We start from the raw sequence: 17,194 nt of genomic DNA, 5'->3' as shown, positions 1-17,194 counted from the left end.
CCTATGCTCTGCCTTGTGGAAAACCGCTTCTTGCCGCGCACAGCCGCCTTCTTTGACCTGGACAAGACGGTCATTGCGAAGTCTTCGACGCTGACCTTCAGCAAGTCCTTCTACCAAGGCGGGCTGATCAACCGCCGCGCTGTACTGCGCACTGCGTACGCACAGTTCGTGTTCCTTGCCGGGGGTGCAGATCACGACCAGATGGAGCGGATGCGGGAATATCTCTCCGCACTCTGCAAGGGCTGGAACGTCCAGCAGGTGAAGGAAATCGTCGCCGAGACCCTGCACGATCTGATCGACCCCATCATCTACGACGAAGCCGCGACGCTCATCGAGGAGCATCACACCGCCGGACGCGATGTCGTGATCGTTTCGACCTCGGGCGCCGAGGTCGTCGAACCGATCGGCGAGCTGCTCGGCGCCGACCGGGTCGTCGCCACCCGAATGGTCGTCGGCGACGACGGCTGCTTCACCGGCGAGGTCGAGTACTACGCGTACGGGCCGACCAAGGCCGAGGCGATCAGGGCCCTCGCGGTGTCGGAGGGATACGACCTCTCGCGCTGCTACGCCTACAGCGACTCCGCCACGGATGTCCCGATGCTGGAGTCGGTCGGTCGCCCGCACGCGGTCAATCCGGATCGCGCGTTGCGCCGTGAAGCGACCCTGCGCGAGTGGCCGATTCTCGTCTTCGACCGACCGGTCCGGCTCAAGCAGCGACTGCCCGCGTTCTCACTGCCACCGCGTCCGGCGCTGGTCGCGGCGGCAGCCGTGGGCGCGGCCGCCGTCACGGCGGGACTGGTCTGGTACACCTCACGTCGCCGGGCCGCCGCGGGCTCCGCCTGACGCGCCCCTGGACAGCAACGGCACACCAGGGCTCGCCCCGTGTCGAAATTATCCAACTCGCCCGTAATTGAACCTAAAAGTAAAGAAGTGGGGCCAGCACTACCGCTCATCTCGGTGCTGGAGTACAAATGACTCAACGGCCCGCGAGACCAAGGACATCCGAGAGGATTACCTGTAACGCAGAGACGGCCCCACGGACCGAGCATGAAAACCGAGCACCCACGCGACGTCGACCCGTCGATTACGGGCCAGCCGCACCAGGTAACGGGCAAAGCACCCCGACCTGATGGGCGAATACCGAGGACGCATGGTAACTGGGTAGACATGCCAGCGGCGGTACCGAAAACGGTACCGCCGCAACCCTTTGCAGGGCAGTGAGCGGGCCGCGACGAAGGCCGTACGGCGAAGACGACGCGGCCAGGACGACGTGGCGAAGAGCCCGCGACGAAGACGGCCGATGGTGACAATTCGGCGAAGTTACCGCAATGAAGTTACTTCGGTGAATTCACCGAAACACGCACCCCGCGCACGCCCCACGTACGCCTCGGCGCACACGGCGCCGCCCCGGCACCCGCCCCCGGCGGGTGCCCGACCGGCCGGTCGGTCGCGGCACAGGAGCCCGGCCCGCACGCCCGTTACACGGCTCCGCGCGGGAACCCGCCCCGCTCCGGTTACGCGGCTCCGCGTTGCAGCGCCTCGCACACCGCCGTCGACTCCCTGACGCCCAGCTCCACGGAGCGTCCGCAGTGCGCGATCCAGGCCGCCATCCCGTCCGGCGCCCCCGACAGGTAACCCTCGAACGCCGCGAGATACGCTGCCCGCCCCTGTTCGGCATGGCCCACCTCGGCGGGGCAGATCGATTTGGGGTCGAGACCGCTCCCGATCAACACGATCCTCTCGGCGGTCCGTGCGACAAGACCGTTGTACGAGCCGAACGGGCGCAGGGCCAGCAGTTCGCCGTGCACGACAGCCGCCGTCACCAGCGCGGGAGCCGAAGTGCCCGAGAGAATCAGCCCGGAAAGCCCTTCGAGCCGACCCGCCACCTCATCGGCGTCCGGCAGCGACGCCTCGATCAGCGGCTCGTCGACCGGCTCGCCCGCCAGCCTCGGCCGTCCGACCGCGTCGTCGGGCGCCGCCCCGCCGGCCGCGACCAGGTGCAGCCGCGCCAGCACCCGCAGCGGCGACTGCCGCCAGATGGAGAGCAGTTGACCCGCCTCGGCGGTCAGCCTCAGGGCCGCCCCGATCACATGCGCCTCGCCGTCTCCGCTGAAGTCGGTGCGTCGGCGCACCTCCTCCAGATTCCAGTCGGCGCCCGACAGGGCCGCCGAGCCACGGGCGCCGCGCAGTGCCGCCTCCGCGGTCACCTCGTTGCTGCGGCGCCGCATGACACGGTGACCGTAGACCCGGTCGACGGCCTTGCGCACGGAGTCCACCGCGTCGGCGACACCCGGCAGGGCGCCGAGGGCGGAAAGCGGATCAGAGGCAGTCGTACTCATAAGTAGCGAGGCTACGCGCCCCCCGGGCCGATACCGCCCGTGAGTGGTCTTCTTCACGAAGTGCGACAGCGCACCGCGATCGCACCGCTACCCTAGGTGAACATGAAGATCGCTTTCGTGGGGAAGGGCGGCAGCGGCAAGACGACGCTGTCCTCGCTCTTCATCCGACACCTCGCAGCCAATGAAGCCCATGTCGTCGCGGTGGACGCCGACATCAACCAGCACCTGGGGGCCGCGCTCGGCCTCGACGACCAGGAAGCCGCCGCGCTGCCCGCCATGGGCGCGCACCTGCCTCTGATCAAGGAGTATCTGCGCGGCAGCAATCCCCGTATCGCCTCCAGCGAGACGATGATCAAGACGACTCCGCCCGGCGAGGGCTCTCGGCTGCTGCGGGTCCGCGAGGACAACCCGATCTACGACGCGTGCGCCCGCACGGTCCGGCTCGACGACGGGGAGATCCGGCTGATGGCCACCGGGCCGTTCACGGAGTCGGATCTGGGAGTGGCCTGCTACCACTCCAAGGTCGGCGCGGTCGAGCTCTGCCTCAACCACCTCGTCGACGGCCCCGACGACTATGTCGTCGTTGACATGACAGCGGGTTCGGACTCCTTCGCCTCGGGGATGTTCACCCGCTTCGACATGACGTTCCTGGTCGCCGAACCGACCCGCAAGGGTGTCTCCGTCTACCGCCAGTACAAGGAGTACGCGCGGGACTTCGGGGTCGCACTGAAGGTCATCGGCAACAAGGTGCAGGGCGAGGACGATCTGGAGTTCCTGCGCGCCGAGGTGGGCAAGGACCTGCTGGTCAGCGTCGGGCACTCGGACTGGGTACGGGCGATGGAGAAGGGCCGCCCCAACCGCTTCGAGCTCCTGGAGGCGGACAACCGGATGGCCCTTCAGGCACTGCAGAACGCCGCGGAGGACTCCTACGAGCAGCGCGACTGGGGGCGTTACACCCGGCAGATGGTGCACTTCCACCTGAAGAACGCGGAGAGCTGGGGCAACGAGAAGACGGGCGCCGATCTGGCCGCCCAGGTCGACCCCGCCTTCGTCCTCGACGAGCAGTACGCGCAGGACGGCGCCGCTCAGCCCGCCTGAGCCCGTGCACCTCCGGAGGGCTCCCGTACTCCGCGCGGGAGCCACTGCTCTTGCGTCATGGAGCGCCGGACGGACTCGCCGCTGCGGCCCGTCCGGCGCCCGACGGCCCGTCCGGCGCCCGACGCCAGGCCCTGCTCCCGGCCTGTCGGCCTGTCCGGGCACATGACGTGCTGGCCAGGGCCGAAAGGCGGCACGGCTCAGCGGCGTGGCGCGGTCATCGGTCCGGGCTGCCGTGCGTCCGGCTGCCCTTGTCGGCGCCGGAGCCCGCGTGAGCCTTGTCGCCGCCGGGCCCTGCATGGGCCTTGGCGGCGTCCGACCCCATATGGGCCTTGTCGGCGCCCGCCGCCCGACCTGTCACGGAATCCTTCGCTCCGCCGAGGAACGCGGTCCAGCCCTTCTCGGGCGCCTGGCCGACGTCGAGGGTGCCGAGCTTCGCCAGCGTCGCCGGGTCCTGCGCGTCGAGCCAGTCGGCCAGCTGCCGGAAGGACACGCAGCGCACACCCTTCTTGGTGCAGACCGTCGCGATGGTGTCCTCGACCGCACGCATATAGGTGCCGCCGTTCCAGGATTCGAAGTGGTTGCCGATGATCAACGGGGCGCGGTTGCCGTCGTACGAGCGGTCGAAGGCCTGGAGCAGGCCGTCGCGCATCTGGTTGCCCCAGTACGCGTGCATGCCCGGGTCGCCCTGCGTCGTGGTGCCGGACTGGTTGAACATGAAGTTGTAGTCCATCGAGAGGGTCTCGAACTCCCGGCCCGGTACGGGGACGAGCTGCATCGAGAGGTCCCAGATGCCGGCCTTCTTCTTCGGCCAGACCTGGTCGTTGACCCCGCTGGAGTCGTAGCGGAAGCCCATGGACCGCGCCGCGGCCACCAAGTTCTTCCGCCCTTCGAGGCAGGGGGTGCGACCGCCGATGAGTTCCTTGTCGTAGTCGAACGGAAGCGGCTTCTCCCCGTCGAGACCGGGGGCGTTGGTCTTCCAGTTCTTCACGAAGGACTTGGCCTGGCCGATCTCGCTCTTCCACTGGTCGACGGACCAGGTGCCGCCGCCTTCGGGGCCGCAGAAGTGACCGTTGAAGTGGGTGCCGATCTCATTGCCGTCCTCCCAGGCCCCGCGTACCTGGGTGAGGGTGTTCCGGATTCCCTCGGTGTCGTTGAAGCCGATGTCGGAGCTGCCGGCGTTGTGCTTCGGCGGGTCGTAGAGCTCCCGTTTGTTCTCCGGCAGCATGTACACGCCGCTGAGGAAGTACGTCATGTTCGCGTGGTACTTCTTGCCGACCTCGCGGAAGTGCGAGAACAGCTTCTGGCCGTCCTCACCCGCGCCGTCCCAGGAGAAAACCACGAACTGCGGGGGCTTCTCACCGGGCGCGAGTCGCTTGGCCACCGGCTGCTTCGGCTGATTGCCGGTGAAGGCGGTGGAACCGTCACCGATGAGCCGGAAGACGCTCTTGGGGGCGGCCTGCGGGGCCTTCTCCTTCGTCCCGGAAACCGGCTTCGCCGCCTCCGATCCTCCGACTCCGCGGCCGGGCCCGGGACCGGACGAGCAGCCGGCCACTCCCGCGGTCAGCGCGACGGCCACGACGCCGAGGACGGCCCGGCCCGCGCCGGCCCTCTTCGCTGTGCACCTCTCCGTCACCGCTCTCTTCGTCGCCGCTCTCTTCGCGGCGGCTCCCGTCGTGGCGGCCATCATCCGCCCACCTCTTCCCTGCTGCGGGTCATTCGCGTCGAAGTGCCGACACGGCGCGGCCAAGTTCGCACACGGCTCCGTCGGATCAGCACGACAGGCCGAATGAAAAGATGCTTATTCACTGGAATGGGTGGTCAACCCGCTCATTTGACCCCAAGCATGGACAGAGATATTTACTCTCCATTACGATCTATTTACTGAGAGTTGAGAAAGTCCCGCCGCTGCAAGCCGTGACCCACGGCCGCGTCCCCACATTCCGCGACCGCGCTGCCCCGGAGGAGACGGGAATCATGTCTGCCTGCGTACCCACTCGTCACAACCGCACTTCCCGTAACTCGCGCCCACCACGCGCCTCGGGAATCAAGCGACCACACAGCCCGCCGCCATCGCGCGGTGGACGATTCCGTATCGCGGGCGCCGATGTGTCCGCCTCGATCACAGTCTTCCTGCTCGCCGTACCCATGTCGCTCGGCCTCGCCGTCGCCATGGACGCCCCGTTGCAAGCCGGTCTCATCTCCGCCGCGATCGGCGGCATCGTCGCCGGTCTGCTCGGCGGCACCCCACTCCAGGTCAGCGGTCCGTCCGCCGGACTGACCGTGGTCACAGCCGAGTTGATCCAGACCTACGGCTGGCGCACCACCTGCGCGATCACCATCGGTGCCGGGCTCCTTCAGATCCTGCTGGGCTCGCTGCGGGCGGCGCGCAGCGCCCTCGCCGTCAGCCCCGCCATCGTCCACGGCACCCTCGCCGGGATCGGCGTGGCCATCGCGCTCGCCCAACTGCACATTGTGCTTGGAGGCTCCCCGCAGAGCTCCGCCGTCGCCAACGCCCTCGCTCTGCCGGACCAGCTGGGCCGGTTGAGTCCGGCCGCCCCGCTCATCGGTGTGCTGACCATCGCCGTCCTGGCCCTGTGGCCCCGGATTCCGGGCCGGATCGGCAGCGGGGTGCGACGGATCCCGGCCGCCCTGGCAGCAGTGGTGGCCGCTACGACGGTCGCCGCGCTCGCCGCCCCCGGGATCGCCCGGGTCGACCTGCCGTCCTGGCGTTCGCACGTCCTGCCGGAGATGCCGCACGGCCCCGTACTCGCCCTGGCCACCGCCGTGTTCACGGTGATGCTGGTGGCCAGCCTGGAGTCGCTGCTCGCCGCGATGGCGGTGGACAAGCTGTCGGCGGCGCCTGCGCCCTCCCCTTCGCCCAGATCCTCGCACTCGGCCTCGGCCTCACCACCACCGCCACCGCCACCGCCACCGGCCACGCCATCCGGCTCCCCAGGATCACTCAGATCACCCGCGCCACTCGGATCGTCCAGCGCACCAACTTCGTCCGCGCCGCCCGCGTCACCCGAGCCACACGCGCCACCCAAGCCACCCACACCACCCGCGCCACCCGTCAGACGTGCCGACCTCGATCGCGAGCTACGCGCCCAGGGCATCGCCAACACCCTGTCCGGGCTGGTGGGCGGGCTGGCCGTGTCCGGCGGCGCGGTGCGCAGCTCGGCGAACGTACGTGCAGGGGCACAGGGGCGTGCCTCCACCGTGCTGCATGGTGTCTGGGTGCTGCTCGCGACCGGGCTGCTGGTCACCGTCCTGGAGTGGATCCCCTTGGCCGCGCTCGCCGCGCTGGTGATGATGGTCGGCATCCGGATGGTGAGCCTCGCCCATATCCGCAACGTCCACAGACACCGCGAAGTCCTGGTCTACGGGGCGACGATCACCGGCGTGGTCCTTTTCGGCGTGCTCAAGGGGGTGGCGATCGGCATCGCGGTGGCGGTCGCGGTCGCCCTCCACCGGCTGGCCCGGACGAGGATCACGGTCACCGAGCAGGACGGCGAGCATCTGGTCGTCGTACGGGGGCAGTTGACGTTCCTCGCGGTGCCCCGGCTCAGTCGTACGCTCGGCCAGCTGCCCCAGGAGGGGAACGCGGTCGTCGAGTTGGACGGCTTCTTCATGGATCATGCCGCGTACGAGGCGATCCAGGACTGGAGCACTGTCCAGGCCGCGCACGGTGGCAGGGTCGTGTTCACCGGCAGGTCCGGCGGCAGAATCGCCGAGCCCACCTCGGCCTCCCACTCCTGCTGCCGCCCCTGGACGCCCTGGCGCAACCACCACTGCCATGACGAACCCGTCCGTACGCCCGGCGCCCTCCACACCCCCGACGCCGCCCCTCCCAATCCGGGCGCCCCCTTTACCGACACGGGTCACCGCACCAGCGTCCCCTTCGCCGACACCGTTCGCGGCACCGGCGCAACGGGCCCCCAAGCCCACCCCGGGACCGATCCCGCCGGCGCACTCCACGAGATGCCCCACGGCACCTCCGTCCCCGCTCCCACTCCCACTCCCGCCTCCACCCCCATCTCCCCGGTCGCATCCACCCCCGGTTCGGCCCCTTCCTCGGATCCGGGTGCCGCTCCGGGCCGCTCCCCGGCCCCCTCGTTGCCCCGCTCCCCCGCCCGGCCTACCGGTCCGTCCTCCGCCGGCCCCCGCCCGGCCGGAGGCAATCGGCTGATCAGCGGCCTGAGTTCGTTCCAGCGCAACACCGCTCCCCTGGTGCGCAAGGAGCTGGCCCGCCTGGCCGCCGAGGGCCAGCGGCCTTCCCAGCTGTTCATCACCTGCGCGGACTCCCGCCTGGTCACCAGCATGATCACGGCAAGTGGTCCGGGCGATCTGTTCACCGTGCGGAACATCGGCAATCTGGTGCCCCTGCCGAACGCCGAGTCGGGTGACGACTCGGTCGGTGCGGCGATCGAATACGCGGTGGACGTACTGAAGGTGGAGTCCATCACCATCTGCGGGCACTCCGGCTGCGGAGCGATGCAGGCACTGCTTGGCGCCAAACCGGACCCGCAGACCCCGCCGTCGTCCCTCTGGCGGTGGCTGAGGCATGGGCTGCCGAGCCTGGACAGGATGGCGTCCCGGCACCATGCCTGGGCCCGGATCTCCGGGCGGCTGCCGACCGATGCGCTGGAGCAGCTCTGCCTCACCAATGTGGTGCAGCAGCTGGACCATTTGCGGGCACACGAATCGGTGGCGCGGCGGCTCGACGAGGGTACGCTCCGGCTGCACGGCATGTACTTCCATGTGGGCGAGGCGCAGGCCTATCTCCTGACCGAGGGTGCGAGCAGCGGGCTGGAGCTCGACGAGGTCTTCGACCGCGTGGGCCCCGGCGACTCCGAGACCTCTGCCGGGCTCGGCGATCCCATCGGCCCCAGCGATCCCCCGGGCCCCGCAAGCCCCGGCGCATCCGGCGCATCCGGCACATCCGGCGGTCCCGGCGACCCCACCGGCTCCGGCGAGTTGGAACGCGTCGGCATCTGAACCGCTATCGCCCCGGGTCCGTGAGACCTTGTGGTCCTGCCCCCGCGTCGCACCGCGTCGCACCGCACCGCGCTGCTCGGCATCGCGTCGCACCACACGCGGAGGGCGGGACCCGTGCCTCCATACACGAGACACAGGTCTAAACCAATTCCGGGCAGACACTTGTCACCCGGCCTTTGGCCTGATGAGCTATGCCCCGGGACACAACGGACACCCTGGGAATGGGAGATGTCGTGAGCAACGAAAGCCTGGCCAATCTGCTCAAGGAGGAGCGGCGGTTCGCACCGCCTGCCGATCTGGCCGCCAATGCCAACGTCAAAGCGGAGGCGTACGAGCAGGCCGAGGCGGACCGGCTGGGCTTCTGGGCCGAGCAGGCCCGTCGCCTGACCTGGGCCACGGAGCCGACCGAGACGCTCGACTGGAGCAACCCGCCCTTCGCGAAGTGGTTCGCGGACGGCAAGCTCAACGTCGCGTACAACTGCGTGGACCGCCACGTCGAGGCCGGCAACGGCGACCGGGTCGCCATCCACTTCGAGGGCGAGCCCGGCGACAGCCGCGCCATCACCTACGCACAGCTCAAGGAAGAGGTCTCCCGGGCCGCCAACGCGCTCATCGAGCTCGGGGTCGGCAAGGGCGACCGGGTCGCCGTCTATCTGCCGATGATCCCCGAGGCCGCCATCGCGATGCTGGCCTGCGCCCGCATCGGCGCCGCGCACTCGGTGGTCTTCGGCGGTTTCTCGGCCGACGCCATCGCCGCCCGCATCCAGGACGCGGACGCCAAGGTCGTCATCACCGCCGACGGTGGCTACCGCCGGGGCAAGCCGTCCGCGCTCAAGCCCGCCGTCGACGACGCCGTCTCGCGCATCGACAGCGTGGAGCACGTCCTCGTGGTCCGGCGCACCGGCCAGGACACCGCGTGGACCGAGGGCCGTGACGTCTGGTGGCACGAGATCACCGGTCGGCAGTCCGCCGAGCACACCCCCGAGGCCTTCGAGGCGGAGCAGCCGCTCTTCATCCTCTACACCTCCGGTACGACGGGTAAGCCCAAGGGCATCCTGCACACCTCCGGCGGCTATCTGACGCAGGCGGCGTACACCCACCACGCGGTCTTCGACCTCAAGCCGGAGACCGACGTCTTCTGGTGCACCGCCGACATCGGCTGGGTGACCGGCCACTCGTACATCGTCTACGGACCGCTGGCCAACGGCGCGACGCAGGTCATGTACGAGGGCACGCCCGACTCCCCGCACCAGGGGCGTTTCTGGGAGATCGTGCAGAAGTACGGCGTGACGATCCTCTACACCGCGCCGACCGCGATCCGCACGTTCATGAAGTGGGGTGACGACATCCCCGCCAAGTTCGACCTGAGCAGCCTCCGGGTCCTCGGTTCGGTCGGTGAGCCGATCAACCCCGAGGCGTGGATGTGGTACCGCAAGCACATCGGCGCCGACAAGTGCCCGATCGTGGACACCTGGTGGCAGACCGAGACCGGCGCCATGATGATCGCGCCGCTGCCGGGCGTGACGGAGACGAAGCCGGGCAGCGCCCAGCGCGCCCTGCCCGGTATCGCGGCCACGGTCGTCGACGACGAGGCCAACGAGGTTCCGGACGGCGGGGGCGGCTACCTCGTCCTCACCGAGCCGTGGCCGTCGATGCTGCGCACCATCTGGGGCGACGACCAGCGCTTCATCGACACCTACTGGTCGCGCTTCCAGGGCCAGTACTTCGCGGGCGACGGCGCCAAGAAGGACGAGGACGGCGACATCTGGCTGCTCGGCCGGGTCGACGACGTGATGCTCGTGTCCGGGCACAACATCTCGACCACCGAGGTCGAATCGGCGCTCGTCTCGCACCCCTCGGTCGCCGAGGCGGCCGTCGTCGGTGCCGCCGACGCGACGACCGGCCAGTCCATCGTCGCCTTCGTGATACTGCGTGGCACGGCCGAGGCCTCCGACGAGCTCGTCGCCGAGCTGCGCAACCACGTCGGTGCCACGCTCGGCCCGATCGCCAAGCCGAAGCGGGTCCTGCCGGTCGCCGAGCTGCCGAAGACCCGGTCGGGCAAGATCATGCGGCGGCTGCTGCGCGATGTCGCGGAGAACCGCGAGCTGGGAGACGTCACGACCCTCACCGACTCCTCGGTGATGGACCTCATCCAGACCCAGCTCCCGTCGTCCTCCTCCGAGGACTGATCGCGGGCGCCGGGGCCTGATCGCCGCCGCCGAGGACCGACACCACTCGCGGTCCAGGGGAACGGTCACGGTCCCGAGCGCTGACAGCGAGCGGGCGGCAGGCTGGCAGCGAGCAGGCGGCAGTACGTCCCCGAGGGGCATCCGGCAACGCGCCGGATGCCCCTCGGGCATTTAAGGTGAAGATCACCGGATACAGCCCCGCGCACCCCGGGTACAGTGGCAAGTGCGTCAATGAAGCAATAAGAAAACTTCACAGGGGTGCCGGGAAGTCTGGTCGGCAAGTGCATCAGCCATGCCATCGCTGCCGTACCGACCCGGAGGTCTCCACCCGTGGCCGCGCCCACCCCTGCCCCCGTGCCCCCCTCCCGCCGCACCTTTCTCGGGCGGATCTCGCTCCCCGAGCGGAACCACCTCGCCGAGGCCCTGCGCACCGAAACCGTCGGCGGCGTCATCCTGTTGGTCGCCGCGATAGCCGCCCTGGTGTGGGCGAACACCTTCTACTCCGGCTACCGGGCCGTCAGCGACTTCCACTTCGGTCCGGAGACGCTCGGGCTCAACCTCTCGGTGGCGCACTGGGCGGCCGACGGGCTGCTCGCGGTCTTCTTCTTCGTCGCGGGCGTCGAACTCAAGCGGGAACTGGTCGCGGGCGAGCTGCGCGACCCCAAGGCGGCCGCCCTCCCCGTCGTCGCCGCGCTGTGCGGAATGGCGGTCCCGGCTCTCGTCTACACCCTGGTGAACGTGGTCGGCGGAGGTTCGACCAGCGGCTGGGCCGTCCCCACCGCCACCGACATCGCCTTCGCGCTCGCCGTACTCGCGGTCATCGGGACCTCGCTGCCGAACGCGCTGCGCGCCTTCCTGCTGACCCTCGCGGTCGTCGACGACCTCTTCGCGATCCTGATCATCGCGGTCTTCTTCACCGAGCAGATCGACTTCATGGCCCTGCTCGGCGCCTTCGTCGGACTGGCCGTCTTCTTTCTGCTGCTGCGCAAGAACGTGCGCGGCTGGTACATCTACGTACCGCTCGCCCTGGTCATCTGGGGCCTGATGTACAACAGCGGCATCCACGCCACGATCGCCGGTGTCGCCATGGGTCTGATGCTGCGCTGCACCCGTCGGGAAGGCGAGACCCACTCGCCCGGCGAGCACATCGAGCATCTGGTCCGCCCGCTGTCGGCCGGTTTCGCCGTGCCGCTGTTCGCCCTCTTCTCGGCCGGTGTCTCCCTCTCCGGCGGCGCGCTGGCGAACGTCTTCACCCGGCCCGAGACGCTCGGTGTCGTGCTGGGCCTGGTCGTCGGCAAGACCCTGGGCGTCTTCGGCGGTACGTGGCTGGCCACCCGCTTCAGCAAGGCGGAGCTCAACAAGGACCTGGCCTGGGCCGACGTCTTCGCGGTCGCCGCACTCGCCGGAATCGGCTTCACCGTCTCGCTGCTCATCGGTGAGCTGGCCTTCACCGGCGACGAGGACACGATCAACGAGATCAAGGCCGCCGTGCTGGTCGGTTCCCTGACGGCCGCCGTGTTCGCCTGTGTCCTGCTCAAACTCCGGGTACGCAGATACCGGACGCTGCACGAGGCGGAGGAGCTCGACGAGGACCAGGACGGGGTACCCGACGTCTACGAGCAGGACGATCCGGAGTACCACCTGCGGATGGCCGCGATCCACGAGGAGAAGGCCGCCGAGCACCGCCGCCTTGCCCAACTGGCGGGGGCAGCGCGCAGTGAGCCGGACAGTCCGGCATGATCTGACACCAGATGTGTTGAGCAGCAGAAGCAGGAGAGGGAGTCAGGGATGAGCGACCCCGGCAACAACGCGGGCAGCGCCGACCGCAGTCTCGGGCAGCTGGTCGCCTCGGCGACAGCCGAGATGTCCGCACTGGTGCACGACGAGATCGCCCTGGCCAAGGCCGAGGTACGGCAGGACGTCAAGCGCGGGGCGATCGGCAGCGTGGTGATGATCATCGCCGCCGTGCTGCTCCTGTTCATGATGCCGATGCTGAGCTTCGCGGCCGCCTACGGGATCCACCACCTGGGAATGGGCCTGGCGCGGTCGTTCCTGATCGTGGCGGGCGGGTACTTCATCCTGGCGTTTCTGCTGGGGCTGATCGGCTGGCTCAAGTTCAAGAAGCTGAAGCCGCCGGAGAAGTCCATCGCCTCGGCGAAGCGGACGGCGGCCGTGCTCCAGGGCGTCAAGCCGCACCCGCGGCCCGCCGTCAGGGCCGGAACGAGCCGTCCGGCCGTCTCGGGCAGCACGCTGGCGGGCAAGGCGGTGGAGAAGGCTCCGGTCCAGGACAAGAGCTCCGCTGTGGCACGCTCGTCCACATGACGGTCCCCGATTCCAGCGCATTCGGCCCCGTAGGCCCCGTAGGCCCGGAAGACCCCGCAGGTCCGGAAGGCCGGGCGGATCCCGCAGCCCCGGAAGACCGGGCAGCCCTCACGGCCAGGGACGGCCGGACGGGTGCGGACGGCCGGAGAGACTCGGACGGCGGGACGAGGCGGCCAGAACGGACGGGTTCGCACGACTCGACGGGATCGCACGACTCGACGGGTTCGTGCGACTCGACGGGTTCGTGCGACTCGACGGTTCCAGGCCCGGCACTTTCGGACAGCCCGACGCCCAGTGACAGCCCGATGCCCAGTGACGGCCGGGCGGCCCGCGACGGTCAGGCGGCCCATGACGGTCGAGTGGCCCGCGACGGTCAGGCGGCCCCGGTCGGCCCCGGCGGACCCGTGCGGATCGAGGGGCCGTGGACGCATCGGGACGTGGCGGCCAACGGCGCCCGTTTCCATATCGCCGAGCTCGGCGAGGGGCCGCTGGTACTGCTGCTGCACGGCTTCCCGCAGTTCTGGTGGACCTGGCGCCATCAGCTCACCGCACTGGCCGACGCCGGTTTCCGGGCCGTCGCGATGGATCTGCGCGGGGTCGGCGGCAGCGACCGTACGCCCCGGGGTTACGACCCCGCCAACCTGGCGCTCGACATCACCGGCGTGATCCGCTCGCTCGGCGAACCGGACGCGGCGCTGGTCGGCCATGACCTGGGCGGCTATCTCGCCTGGACGGCCGCGGTGATGCGGCCGAAGCTGGTGCGCAGGCTCGTGGTCTCCTCGATGCCGCACCCGCGCCGCTGGCGCTCCTCGATGCTCTCCGACTTCGCGCAGACCCGGGCCGGCTCGTACGTCTGGGGCTTTCAGCGCCCATGGGTGCCTGAGCGTCAGCTCGTCGCCGACGACGCCGCGTTGGCCGGTCGGCTGATCCGCGAATGGGCCGGCCCCCGCACCCCGGACTTCCCCGACGACGCGACGGTGGACGTCTACCGGCGCGCGATGTGCATCCCGTCGACGGCGCACTGTTCGATCGAGCCGTACCGCTGGATGGTGCGCTCCCTCGCCCGCCCGGACGGAATCCAGTTCAACCGGCGGATGAAACTCCCGGTACGGGTACCGACGCTGCATCTGCACGGTTCACTCGATCCGGCGATCCGTACGCGCAGCGCGGCCGGATCCGGCGAGTACGTCGAAGCGCCGTACCGCTGGCGACTTTTCGACGGTCTGGGGCACTTCCCCCACGAGGAGGATCCGGCCGGCTTCTCGGCCGAACTCATCAGTTGGCTCAAGGATCCCGAGCCCGACCGGTAGCGGTAAGGGCACAGTTGTCCGACGAACAGCCAAGTGCCTGGCGCATAGGCCAATTGGCTGACGGATGGGCGGTTACCGACCATGAGGCACGGGCAGACGTCCCGGTATGGGCTGGACGCACGACTTCGGTGACACAGCACGAAACCGACGCTCGACCGCCACGGCGGGTCTGAGCACTCATGAGGGGGGCGGCCTTCAGGGCCGGGTGCACGATATGCGTGTTCTGCATGATCCCCGGCTCGGTATTCCGCGCATTCTGCGCCGTCGGGCCCGCTGGGTCTCGGCGCGGCTGCGGCATCCGCGCGGATGATCTCCATCCCGGTCGGCCGGTGAATGATCACCGGCCGGGCGGGACTCCTCCCGGCTCTTCCCCGCCTTGCCGGGCGGAGCCGCGCCACGCCCGGCTCTTGCCGGTGCCCGGCTTCTGTCGGTGCCTCTGTCTGTGCCCGGCTCCTGTGGTGTCCGGCTCCTCAGCCGGTCCCTGCCGCTCCTGACCGGGCAGGCGCCACTCCTGCCGGGCGGGCGTCACGTCTCCGCCGGGCGGCTTTCACCTCCTGCCGGAGTCGACCAGGAGTCCGCAGGCCGACGGGTGTCACGGCCGCCACGTACGCGTCACGGCCGCCCGCCGGGTGCGTGTCACGACTACGGGGCAGGCGTCACGCCTGACGAGGTACGCGTCACGACCGCCGCGCACATGCCACAGCCGTCCGGTACGTGTCACGTCCGCCGGACAGCTGTCACGACCGCCACGTACGCGTCGCGACCGTCCGGTACGTGTCACGTCTACGGGGCAGGCATCACGTCTGACGCGGTACGTGTCACGGCCGCCGCACCCGCCTCAGAGTGCGCACGCCTGGCTGTCGACCTGCTGGTTGGCGGAGCGGCCGTGCTCGATGTCCTGGCGGATCTCGTCGGCCGTCAGCGCGTAGCCGGTGGCGGGGTCGTCGAGCGACTTGGCGAAGACGACGCCGTACACCTCGCCGCCAGGAGTCAGCAGCGGTCCGCCGGAGTTGCCCTGACGGACCATCGCGTAGAGCGAGTAGACATCGCGGCGGACGGTGCCCCGGTGGTAGATGTCCGGGCCCTTGGCGTCGATGCGGCCCCGGACGCGCGCGGCGCGCACGTCGTACGCGCCGTTCTCCGGGAAGCCCGCGACGATGGCGCCGTTCCCCGTCCGGGCGTCGTGGTCGGGGTCGGTGAACTTCAGCGGCTTCGCGTCGAGGTCCGGTACGTCGAGCACGGCGATGTCGCGACGCCAGTCGTACAGGACGACCTTCGCGTCGTACAGCCGGCCCTGGCCGCCGATCTGGACGGTCGGCTCGTCGACGCCGCCGACGACATGCGCGTTGGTCATCACCCGGCGGTCGGAGAAGACGAAGCCGGTGCCTTCGAGGACCTTGCCGCAGCTCGGGGCCGTACCGACCACCTTGACGATGGACTGCCGGGCGCGGGCCGCGACGGGGCTGCCCACCAGCGCCGGATCCGGCGCCTGGACCTCGGTGATCGGCTCGTTGGCGAACGGGCTGAAGACCTGTGGGAAGCCGTTCTGCGCGAGGACCGAGGAGAAGTCCGTGAACCAGGTGGAGGCCTGTGCGGGCATCACCCGGGAGATACCGAGCAGGACCGAGGAGCTGCGGACCTCCTTGCCCAGCGTCGGCAGCGAGGTACCGGCCAGCGCGGAGCCGATCAGCCAGGCGACCAGCAGCATCGCGACGACGTTGACCAGGGAGCCGCCGGTGGCGTCGAGGGCGCGCGCGGGCGACCACGTGATGTACCGGCGGAGCTTGTTGCCGAGATGGGTGGTGAATGCCTGGCCCACCGAGGCGCAGACGATCACGATGACGACGGCGACGACGGCGGCCGTCGAGGAGACCTCCGAGCCGTTCGTCAGCTGGTCCCACAGGAGCGGCAGCAGATAGACGGCGACGAGGCCGCCGCCCAGGAACCCGATCACCGACAGGATGCCGACGACGAACCCCTGTCGGTAGCCGATGACCGCGAACCACACGGCGCCGGCCAGCAGCAGCATGTCCAGCACGTTCACCGTCTATAGCCTCGCAGATTCGTCGCCGGGCCCGTTCCCACGGCTGGGTCCGGGCGGGGCCGGACAGCGCAGCACGGAAGTCAGCCTGTCATGCGCGCCAGTCCAGCGGCACCTGCTTGGCCGCGTCCCAGGGGCGCTCCCAGCCCGCGAAATGCAGAATGCGGTCGATCACTCCGGCCGTGAAGCCCCACACCAGGGCCGATTCGACCAGAAATGCCGGGCCTCGGTGGCCACTCGGATGGACCGCGGTCGCGCGGTTGGCCGGATCCGTGAGATCCGCCACGGGCACGGTGAAGACCCGGGCTGTCTCACCCGGATCGACGACACCGACCGGGCTCGGCGAGTGCCACCAGCCGAGGACCGGCGTCACGACGAAGCCGCTCACGGGAATGTAGAGGCGGGGCAGCACGCCGAAGATCTGGACGCCGTGCGGGTCGAGACCGGTCTCTTCCCGGGCCTCGCGCAGGGCCGCCCTGAGCGGCCCCGTCGTCGCCTGGTCGCCGTCCTCCGGGTCCAGGGAGCCGCCGGGGAAGGACGGCTGACCGGCATGGGAACGCAGGCTTCCGGACCGCTCCATGAGAAGCAGCTCGGGACCGCGGTCGCCCTCGCCGAAGAGGATGAGCACGGCGGACTGCCGCCCGGCGCCGCTCTCCGGGGGCAGGAAACGGCTGAGCTGGTCGGGCTCGACCGTCCGCGCGGCGTGGGCCACGGGGTCGAGCCAGGCGGGCAGCCCCTCGGTGGTGACGGCGATCGCGGCGTCCTCACCGGCTCCCGCGGCGGCGGCCGCCGCCCTGACCGCCGCCGCGGGACTGACCGCCGCCGGGTGTCCCGCCGTGGGCGCGGCTGCCGCTTCCGTGCTCTGTTCATGCGTCTTCATAGGCACCCCTCGTCTCA

General features: G+C 69.8%; 12 protein-coding genes. 8 read left to right on the top strand and 4 right to left on the bottom strand.

Annotated elements, in window-relative coordinates; translation table 11 throughout:
- Window positions 1-3: 3 nt before the first annotated feature.
- On the top strand, window positions 4-843 hold the full coding sequence (locus ACFVFH_RS12730; protein WP_383766461.1) for an HAD family hydrolase: 840 nt from the start codon (window positions 4-6) through the stop codon (window positions 841-843).
- Between the two features lie 671 nt (window positions 844-1,514).
- Here ACFVFH_RS12730 and ACFVFH_RS12725 read toward each other — a convergent pair.
- Window positions 1,515-2,339: an oxidoreductase gene (locus ACFVFH_RS12725; protein ID WP_383766458.1), complete on the bottom strand. Its 825-nt coding sequence runs from the start codon at window positions 2,337-2,339 to the stop codon at window positions 1,515-1,517.
- A 102-nt stretch (window positions 2,340-2,441) separates the two neighbouring features.
- Between ACFVFH_RS12725 and ACFVFH_RS12720 the strand changes: the two genes are divergently transcribed.
- Window positions 2,442-3,437 (top strand): ATP-binding protein, encoded by a 996-nt coding sequence (locus ACFVFH_RS12720; protein ID WP_383766455.1) that lies wholly within the window; start codon window positions 2,442-2,444, stop codon window positions 3,435-3,437.
- A 214-nt stretch (window positions 3,438-3,651) separates the two neighbouring features.
- Here the strand turns inward: ACFVFH_RS12720 and ACFVFH_RS12715 are convergent, their stop codons facing one another.
- Complete coding sequence (locus ACFVFH_RS12715) at window positions 3,652-5,121, bottom strand: hypothetical protein (protein WP_383766452.1); 1,470 nt, start codon at window positions 5,119-5,121, stop codon at window positions 3,652-3,654.
- Between the two features lie 290 nt (window positions 5,122-5,411).
- Here ACFVFH_RS12715 and ACFVFH_RS12710 point away from each other — a divergent pair, with 290 nt between their 5' ends.
- From ACFVFH_RS12710 to ACFVFH_RS12685, 6 genes are all read left to right on the top strand, one after another.
- Window positions 5,412-8,435, top strand: coding sequence for a SulP family inorganic anion transporter (locus ACFVFH_RS12710; RefSeq protein WP_383766450.1), 3,024 nt, complete (start codon window positions 5,412-5,414; stop codon window positions 8,433-8,435).
- A 191-nt stretch (window positions 8,436-8,626) separates the two neighbouring features.
- A complete protein-coding gene (gene acs, locus ACFVFH_RS12705) occupies window positions 8,627-10,624 on the top strand; it encodes an acetate--CoA ligase (RefSeq protein WP_383766447.1) in 1,998 nt (665 codons plus the stop codon).
- Between the two features lie 330 nt (window positions 10,625-10,954).
- Window positions 10,955-12,364, top strand: coding sequence for a Na+/H+ antiporter NhaA (gene nhaA, locus ACFVFH_RS12700; protein ID WP_383766445.1), 1,410 nt, complete (start codon window positions 10,955-10,957; stop codon window positions 12,362-12,364).
- Window positions 12,365-12,412: 48 nt separating this feature from the next.
- Entirely contained in the window at window positions 12,413-12,946 is a 534-nt protein-coding gene (locus tag ACFVFH_RS12695) for a phage holin family protein (RefSeq protein ID WP_383766442.1), read from the top strand.
- Window positions 12,947-13,251: 305 nt separating this feature from the next.
- Window positions 13,252-14,256: an alpha/beta fold hydrolase gene (locus ACFVFH_RS12690; protein WP_383766440.1), complete on the top strand. Its 1,005-nt coding sequence runs from the start codon at window positions 13,252-13,254 to the stop codon at window positions 14,254-14,256.
- Between the two features lie 106 nt (window positions 14,257-14,362).
- Window positions 14,363-14,566 carry a hypothetical protein gene (locus ACFVFH_RS12685; RefSeq protein WP_383766437.1) on the top strand — a complete coding sequence of 68 codons (204 nt, stop codon included), beginning with the start codon at window positions 14,363-14,365 and terminating at the stop codon, window positions 14,564-14,566.
- A gap of 528 nt (window positions 14,567-15,094) precedes the next feature.
- On the opposite strand, the gene ACFVFH_RS12680 is transcribed toward ACFVFH_RS12685, so the two are convergent.
- Together ACFVFH_RS12680 and ACFVFH_RS12675 are read right to left on the bottom strand one after the other, a co-directional pair.
- Window positions 15,095-16,300, bottom strand: a complete 1,206-nt coding sequence (locus ACFVFH_RS12680; RefSeq protein ID WP_383766435.1) for a MarP family serine protease — start codon at window positions 16,298-16,300, stop codon at window positions 15,095-15,097.
- An 88-nt stretch (window positions 16,301-16,388) separates the two neighbouring features.
- Window positions 16,389-17,177: an NUDIX hydrolase gene (locus tag ACFVFH_RS12675; protein ID WP_383766432.1), complete on the bottom strand. Its 789-nt coding sequence runs from the start codon at window positions 17,175-17,177 to the stop codon at window positions 16,389-16,391.
- Between the last annotated feature and the right edge of the window lie 17 nt (window positions 17,178-17,194).

Source organism: Streptomyces sp. NPDC057697 (assembly GCF_042799335.1).
Taxonomy (GTDB): Bacteria; Actinomycetota; Actinomycetes; order Streptomycetales; family Streptomycetaceae; genus Streptomyces.
This window is presented reverse-complemented; position numbering and strand designations above follow the sequence as displayed.